General features: G+C 34.4%; 7 protein-coding genes. All 7 read right to left on the bottom strand.

The annotated features are described in order from the left end of the window. Nucleotides 1-7: 7 nt before the first annotated feature. Genes ACFS5J_RS03195 through ACFS5J_RS03225 form a run of 7 tightly spaced genes read right to left on the bottom strand, consistent with a single transcriptional unit; the run spans nt 8 to nt 6,504 of the window. Nucleotides 8-1,387, bottom strand: coding sequence for a hypothetical protein (locus ACFS5J_RS03195; RefSeq protein WP_379810544.1), 1,380 nt, complete (start codon nt 1,385-1,387; stop codon nt 8-10). Next, nucleotides 1,384-1,869 carry a KdsC family phosphatase gene (locus tag ACFS5J_RS03200; protein ID WP_379810545.1) on the bottom strand — a complete coding sequence of 162 codons (486 nt, stop codon included), beginning with the start codon at nt 1,867-1,869 and terminating at the stop codon, nt 1,384-1,386. Before ACFS5J_RS03200 ends, ACFS5J_RS03195 begins: the two co-directional genes overlap by 4 nt. Then, a complete protein-coding gene (locus tag ACFS5J_RS03205) occupies nt 1,869-2,615 on the bottom strand; it encodes a crotonobetainyl-CoA--carnitine CoA-transferase (protein WP_379810546.1) in 747 nt (248 codons plus the stop codon). The genes ACFS5J_RS03200 and ACFS5J_RS03205 overlap by 1 nt, the downstream gene beginning before the upstream one ends. A 1-nt stretch (nt 2,616) precedes the next feature. Continuing rightward, a complete protein-coding gene (locus ACFS5J_RS03210) occupies nt 2,617-3,651 on the bottom strand; it encodes an N-acetylneuraminate synthase family protein (protein WP_379810547.1) in 1,035 nt (344 codons plus the stop codon). After that, entirely contained in the window at nt 3,648-4,394 is a 747-nt protein-coding gene (locus ACFS5J_RS03215) for a cytidylyltransferase domain-containing protein (protein ID WP_379810548.1), read from the bottom strand. The genes ACFS5J_RS03210 and ACFS5J_RS03215 overlap by 4 nt, the downstream gene beginning before the upstream one ends. A 17-nt stretch (nt 4,395-4,411) precedes the next feature. Further along, nucleotides 4,412-5,599, bottom strand: a complete 1,188-nt coding sequence (locus tag ACFS5J_RS03220) for an ABC transporter ATP-binding protein (RefSeq protein WP_379810549.1) — start codon at nt 5,597-5,599, stop codon at nt 4,412-4,414. Next, nucleotides 5,599-6,504, bottom strand: a complete 906-nt coding sequence (locus tag ACFS5J_RS03225) for an ABC transporter permease (protein WP_379810550.1) — start codon at nt 6,502-6,504, stop codon at nt 5,599-5,601. The genes ACFS5J_RS03220 and ACFS5J_RS03225 overlap by 1 nt, the downstream gene beginning before the upstream one ends. Between the last annotated feature and the right edge of the window lie 745 nt (nt 6,505-7,249).

A 7,249-nucleotide genomic window follows, 5' to 3' on the forward strand; every position in this document is an offset into this window, starting at 1 on the left:
ATTCAAATCAATTAAAATATCCTGTAATTATTTCGGATACATTTAAATCATTTCTTGTTTTTCCTGTTGTGTATTTTCTTGTATTGATAATACTATTTTTTAAATCATCTGTATTATTTACAAACTCATACCTTTTATTCTCTATATCTGCTTTATACGTTAGATATCCTTTATCTCCATAGATAATATTGGTAACCCCAAAATAATCTGCTTCAATTGCCGAACCCGAAAAATTTGTTAAATGGAAATCCACGTTATTGAAAAGCGTATATAAATCCAAACTATTAGCCTCCTCAATTTCTATTTGGTTGCCGTATTGTTGCTTCATCTGTACAACCCATTCTCTATCATTCGGATAACGTGGATGCAAGCGTAAGTAGAAAATCAAATTTGGAATTTCACTTAAAACATCCATTACAAAATCGGGTACTTGAATCCCTTGAAGCGTTATCAAAACTTTAATGGTATTGTTTACCGATTCGGCTTTTATATTTTTTCTTTTAACCATTTCAACATTTAAATTCCCTCCCACAACAAATTGTAACGCTGGTAATTTAAAAAACTGCTCTTGCAAATATGCTGCATCACTACTTCGCCAAACCCATATTGTGGCCGGAAAAAAACCAATGGACTTGCTGCTAATAGTTGACCAATTACTATAGGCAAAATGATTGGAGGTTACCTGACTGTGTTGGTATTCTATCACTTTTATATTCAGCCTTTGCGCTGCTCTACAAATGGCCATCATGGTATTATTGTAATAGCAATACAACAAAATATTTTTAACCCTAGCTTTTTTCAATATGGTACGATAGGCCCAATATTCAACTTGATTGTTTATTATGTTTACTACAAGATGGTTGTACAAATCAAAATCTTGTCCGTATTGTGTTTTTAAAAATGTGGTCAGCGTTTTCAATTGCTGCTGAAACTCTAGATTTTTATCAAAAGCTTGCCTAACCTTTTTTTCATATTTACGTTTCAACAACTGTATGGGATATCCCATTAGTTGCTGGTTTGATGCAACATTATACAGTAGGTACGAAATATTTTCTTTTTTAAAAAAATGTATGAATGGGTCGGTAAAAGGATTGTAAAAATCGTTACTTGCTCCTTGCGGCTGGTTTAAATGATTGGCTGTAACTACTAAATTTTTACAAGTAGTAGTTTTTTGATAATGTAACCAATAGAGTTTGATTTCATCCTTTATGCTGATGCCTTTACACTTTTTGTGTTGATAGGGGTTGACTTTAGTAAAATTGGGTGTAGCATTGATTTTCAAATGAATTTGATAAGCGACTTGTACCTTGAGTAAAGGCCACCAATTTACTCCTTCGAAATCAAAATCAACCTTTTGAAACTTGTCTATGAATTCTTCTACATTCATACTAATTCTAAAATGCGATCAAGCCCAATTATGGTTTCCACAAATTCTCTAAAAGCTCCTTCACCTCCCGCTTTTGTTGTTACAAAATCTACTTTATTCTTGATATATTCGGGCGCATTGCTTGGCGCAGCACTTATATTTACGGCTTGTAATAATTTGAGATCACCGATATCATCTCCAATATAGGCAACATCAGCCAAGCTTATACCTAAGTTCTCACAAAGTTGTTGTGCCACTGCTAACTTATCGGAAATGCCTTGGTATAGAAAATCAATTTTTAATTTTTCGGCTCTTCGTTTTACTATGGCTGTATCTTCACCGGTAATAATTCCTACTGGTATATTTAATTTGCGGGCGAATAGTATTCCTGCGCTATCGGAAGTATTGAATTTTTTCCATTCGTTACCGGTTTGGTCGTAATACATACCTCCATCGGTCCAAACACCATCAATATCCGTTAAAATTAGTTTCGGTAGTTTCATTAAAATTCGATATAAGATTGAATACCACTATACTTACTTCGCTTAACAGCTATATTATTTAAACCTAATGCTTCTCTTACTGCGACAGTCTCACCTGGAAAATGTGGATCATTTAATTCATCAAAACCGATTATTGAGCCTTTGGTCAAATAAGGTTTAATTAATTCCAAACACTTTTTGGTAGGTTCGTAAACATCAAAATCAAAATATGCAAAAGCAATTATCGTTTCAGGATGTTCCTTTAAATACTGTTCAAGCATAAGAGGAGCATCACCCTTTACCAGTTTGTTTTTCTTTATGTGTGATAAGGGACATTCTTTTTCATGTGAATCTAAAATCTGCTCTAAATAATTTTCATACCCCTCAGTTACAGCAAATGCTCCTTGTTTAATTATTTCATGATTCCCATCTTTAGCATCAACATTAACGAACCCCTCAAATGTATCAAACCCAATTATTTTTCTACTGTGATTAAAAGGCTCATGAATTCCTCTTAGATTATTTAAAGTCACTAAATTTTGTCCCCATCTCACTCCGAACTCCATAATTACACCATGCACATTCAAAATTTTAGAGTACAAATCGTTAAAAAAAAGTTGCTTTGTTAAATCCTGTCTTTTAACGAATAAACCTGAATTATTCAGACGTTCATTATCGGGTATAGGGCAATCATGAAAAAGCTGATAGAGTCTATTTCTATTATCCAATTCTGTTTGGGATGCAATGCTTTTAATTTCTATTGCCATATTATTTAATATTTTGACTATAAATCACCTCATTTGCTTGAATGTCATTTATAGCGGTTTTACCTATTACATTTGTTCTTTCGGTCCATTTGAATCCATCACCTGGCGACAACAAATGGATGTCTGCTTCGCGTATTACGGCACCTGCTTTTAGGGGTACTTTAGTGGCAATCGAACGTTCTAATTTTACTTTGGCAGCCTTGGTTTCTTCCACAATAAAAATATCTTCCACCCCCATTGACTGGTCTAAAATACGGATATCACGTACCATTCGGTGTACTCCATCAGGACCTAAGGACCCCGCTTGGTCTGTACCTTTCATTCTACGGTCGAGGGTAATGTGTTTCTCTATAATTTTTGCCCCCATAGCTACTGCAGCAACAGGAGTTGAAATACCGATAGTATGGTCGGAATAGCCTATAGTATAGTCGCCATAATACTTTTGCAAATAGGCAATGGTATTCAAATTCACATTTTTAGGTTCCGTAGGATATTGTGACACACAGTGTAAAATGGACAAATTGGAATGGTACTTACTGATTACAGCAATCGCCTCATCCAATTCTTTTTTACCTGCCATTCCAGTAGAAATAATTATTGGAATTTGTGTTTCTGCCAAAGCGGCTAGCAACGGTAAATTGGTTAAATCCCTACTGGCTACTTTGAGCTTATCGGGAGTAAAATAGTTTAAGATTGACAAACAACCTTCCGCACACAGCGTTTCAACAAAATCCAATCCTAAAGATTTGGCATGCTTGTAAACTTCAAAATGTTCCTCGTCTGATAATTCTAATTTTTCACGATGCTCGCCATAGGTACTTCCAAAAGAATGGGGCGAATCGTAAACACGATTCATTTGCGATTGTGACAATTCTTGTTTCAAATCGCGTTTGGTCAGTTTTACCGCATCCATTCCTTTTAGTACATTACCAAAAAGCTCGTCTTTAATTTCTCGAGAAGCCAAATCGATAATCACTTTTGCTAATTCAACTGAACCGTTATGATTCTGTCCTATTTCCCCTATTATGTAGGTCATTTCGAATACTTATTTATATTGTAAATCATCTTTTCTGTTATATTCTCCTTAGTAGACACATAACTCACTAATTCACTTAACTTAAATTCAAAATCTTCATATTTCTTATACAATTGCTGCATTAACTCAAAATCGTCTATATCATCAATCGTAAAACGTAAATCATTCCTTTCTTTCAAATAATCCGGCAATTCATAAAAAGAACAATCAAAATTTGTATGAGAATAAATATAATTTGTTACATGTTCTAAATAAACTGGATTATCCGTTTTTGTTTGAACTGCTTTCAAAGCATTTAGTGAAACTATTTCACCAAAAAAACCAAAATGCGTTTTTATCACTGGAATTTGTTTTTGATTTTTATAGCTCCAATAATCCTTTTTGGTATCAACCTTATATTTTTCCATTAAGTCTTTTAATAATGAAATATCTAAAAAAGGATTATCCGCACATATTCTTATAATTGTTGTAATATTATGTTTTACAGCAGCCGTTACAAATCTATTCAAAACATTATATTCATCGCCTCTAAAGCAAATCACATCTGAACTAACACATAATTTTTCAATTTTATCATCCTCTTTATTAGTAGTTGTACAAACAACTATTGGAAGCTCTTTGAATTCATTTTTTATTTTATCTATTAACAATTCCAAAATAGACTTCTCTTTATAAAATGGTAAAATAACTTTATTTGGCAAACGTGTTGAGCCTAATCTAGCTTGAATAAAAATTGCTTCCATTCTTAATATATCTTCATTTATTCCCACTCACTTGCTAATAAAAAATCAGCACCTACAGTTAAGGTGGGTTTTACCACAAAATGGGCTACATTACTTTGACGTAATATTTTCTTACTACTTTCACCATTGGTAACATGTAAATGCAAGCTGTACTTTCCATACTTCAAATACATGCCTTTTAGTATCACTCTCACTAGCATTTTACCCTCTTTAATATTTGCTTTAAAACTAGTTGTACTTGAGTCTACTTCTGCTAATAATTTGTATTCAATATTAAAAATTCCTATTCGAAATTTTAAATCGGTAATTTCTTTTTTCACTTTTAACTCAAATTCAACCACTATGTCGTCACCGTTTTCAATGAATAGCTCCCTACCTTTTTCATTATTCTTTACAAATTCAAAACGTTCCAAAGCCACGCTTCCATCCCCAATAAATTGCTCTTCCTCATTTTTAAATTTTAAAAAATACTGCTCCACTACTTCTCCTATTTCACTACTCATAAGCTCCAATCGCCCGTGATCTAATAACAAAGCAGTTGTACAAACTGTAGTTACCTGGGCCATAGCATGTGATACAAAAATAACAGCTGTAGTAGGTAGTAGTTCATTAATTCGGTTCATACATTTCACGCGAAATCCTAAGTCGCCCACTGCCAACACTTCGTCAATAATCAACACATCAGGTTCCAATTGGGCGGCGATGGCAAAGCCCAAACGCACTTTCATGCCCGAACTGTAATTTTGCACCGGCATATCGATAAACTCTTCCAACTCCGCAAAGGCAATAATTGCTTCCAGTTTTGCTTCAATTTCTGCTTTGGTAAAACCAATTACCGCTCCGTTGTTGTAAATGTTTTCGCGTCCTGTCAATATCGGGTTAAAACCGGCTCCTAATTCAATCAAGGCGCCCACTTTTCCGTACATGGTTATTGTTCCTGCATCGGGGGCAATTAAACCGTTTAATATTTTCAACAGCGTACTTTTTCCCGCACCATTATGGCCTATTAACCCCAAGCATTCTCCTCTGCGCACTTCAAAACTAACGTCCTTTACTGCCCAAAATTCGTCGGCACGTAAACTTTTGTCAATGGTTTTTCCTAATATTCCATGGTATACATCCTGCAAACCGTACCATAAACTCTTTTTCAGGTTTTTGGCGAATTTTTTGGATACCCCCTCTGCTTTTATCAACACTTCTCCCATTAGGCACTCATTCTTTCGGTTAATATTGGCATGGCTACTCTATAAATTACCATCGCAACTGCTAATAACAAAAATGTAATACCTGTAAATAGCAACCAAAATATAGGATGCATGACTTCAAAACCTGTAATTACATTTCTCAAATCTTCAATGATATAACTTAAAGGATTAAACAGCATGATCGTACGCATTACTCCTTCTGTTGGCATAGCATAGACCACTGGTGTAGCATACATTAAAAACTGTAATCCAATAGGTATAATTCTACCAATATCCGTATAAAGTAGCCCTATAGGCATTATTAAAACTCCAATGGCTACAAAAAAAAGTATCGTAATGGCTAATAAGGGTAATCCTAAAAGTAGATGGACGGAGGGCACTATTTGAAAGGCAATTAAAAAAATTACAACTAACCCCATTTTAATGGTAAAATTGAAAGCAAACTTTATGAGTCCTAAGGTTATTAAGGCTTCTTTATCAAAATTTATTTTTGTTACTATGCCTTTATTGGCATTAACATTTTGCATGGTGAGATTGATGCATTCTCCAATAATGCTCCATAAAGTCGTTCCAACCAAAACAAAAACAGGGTATGGGATATTAGTTGCCGTTAATTTCACCGTTCCAGAAGCTTGCAAAAAAATCCAGACCAAAGAATTAATCAGCAAAGGAGCTACAGCCCAAAACATACCCAAAAAAGATTGTCGGTATTGCGCTTTAATATCGCGTTGTGCCAATTGTTTGGCTAAATAAAATGAGTTTTTGTATCCCTTTAAACTGTCCTTTACAATAGTCTTAAAGCTGTAATTATTGGTACTCGTATATGTCCGTTGTGCTAAACTCATTTTTCCATTTGTATTCACTTTAGCCCTCACCAATCCACACTCAGAAAAAGGCCTCTTCAAAATTAACTTTTTTTTAAGAAGCGCCAAACTTATTTGTGTTAATGTGATGTCGTGGTCAGGAGTCAGTATTCAGTGGTCAGTAATCAGTCGTACGAGAAATTTGCTCCTTGAGAAGTGTTAGCATCTTTGCTCACATTACAATATTTTATAGCCTAGGTGATCAGTGGTTCGAGGGAGTCCCTCCTTGAGGAGGGTTAGGGAGGTGTTTTTATATTATTTTTCTTTTTTATGTCTCGATTCTATTTTGCCTAAGGAATCCATGAATCTTCGATTTGTAAGTATATACATAGCGTACTTTTTTGCTCGTACAAAAAAGTACCAAAAAATACGTAACCTTTTCCAAGGTGTTTCCTTAAAAATAACCTTTTAAGGAACCGCAAATCATTTCCTAAAATCCCTACAAGGATTCGGGATTTATTAATGAAAAGGATTTGCTACACTGCGGAAAAGGACAATAGTAGTAAATATACAATTTGACTTCGTAATTGTATTACGGTAATTGGTCTGCGATTTGTTATGCGAGGGAGTCCCTCCTCGAGGAGGGTTTGGGAGGTGTTTTTATATTATTTTTCTTTTTTATGTCTTGATTCTATTTTGCCTAAGGAATCCATGAATCTTCGATTTGTAAGTATATACATAGTGTACTTTTTTGCTCGTACAAAAAAGTACCAAAAAATACGTAACCTTTTCCAAGGTGTTTCCTTAAAAATAACCTTTTAAGGAACCGCAAATCATTTCCTAAAAT

Source organism: Flavobacterium chuncheonense, assembly GCF_042686145.1.
Lineage (GTDB): Bacteria > Bacteroidota > Bacteroidia > Flavobacteriales > Flavobacteriaceae > Flavobacterium > Flavobacterium chuncheonense.

Excerpts from the sequence above, each read along its gene's own strand:
- ACFS5J_RS03195 (WP_379810544.1), bottom strand. The coding sequence starts at position 1,387 with ATGAATGTAGAAGAATTCATAGACAAGTTTCAAAAGGTTGATTTTGAT.
- ACFS5J_RS03200 (WP_379810545.1), bottom strand. The coding sequence starts at position 1,869 with ATGAAACTACCGAAACTAATTTTAACGGATATTGATGGTGTTTGGACC.
- ACFS5J_RS03205 (WP_379810546.1), bottom strand. The coding sequence starts at position 2,615 with ATGGCAATAGAAATTAAAAGCATTGCATCCCAAACAGAATTGGATAAT.
- ACFS5J_RS03210 (WP_379810547.1), bottom strand. The coding sequence starts at position 3,651 with ATGACCTACATAATAGGGGAAATAGGACAGAATCATAACGGTTCAGTT.
- ACFS5J_RS03215 (WP_379810548.1), bottom strand. The coding sequence starts at position 4,394 with ATGGAAGCAATTTTTATTCAAGCTAGATTAGGCTCAACACGTTTGCCA.
- ACFS5J_RS03220 (WP_379810549.1), bottom strand. The coding sequence starts at position 5,599 with ATGGGAGAAGTGTTGATAAAAGCAGAGGGGGTATCCAAAAAATTCGCC.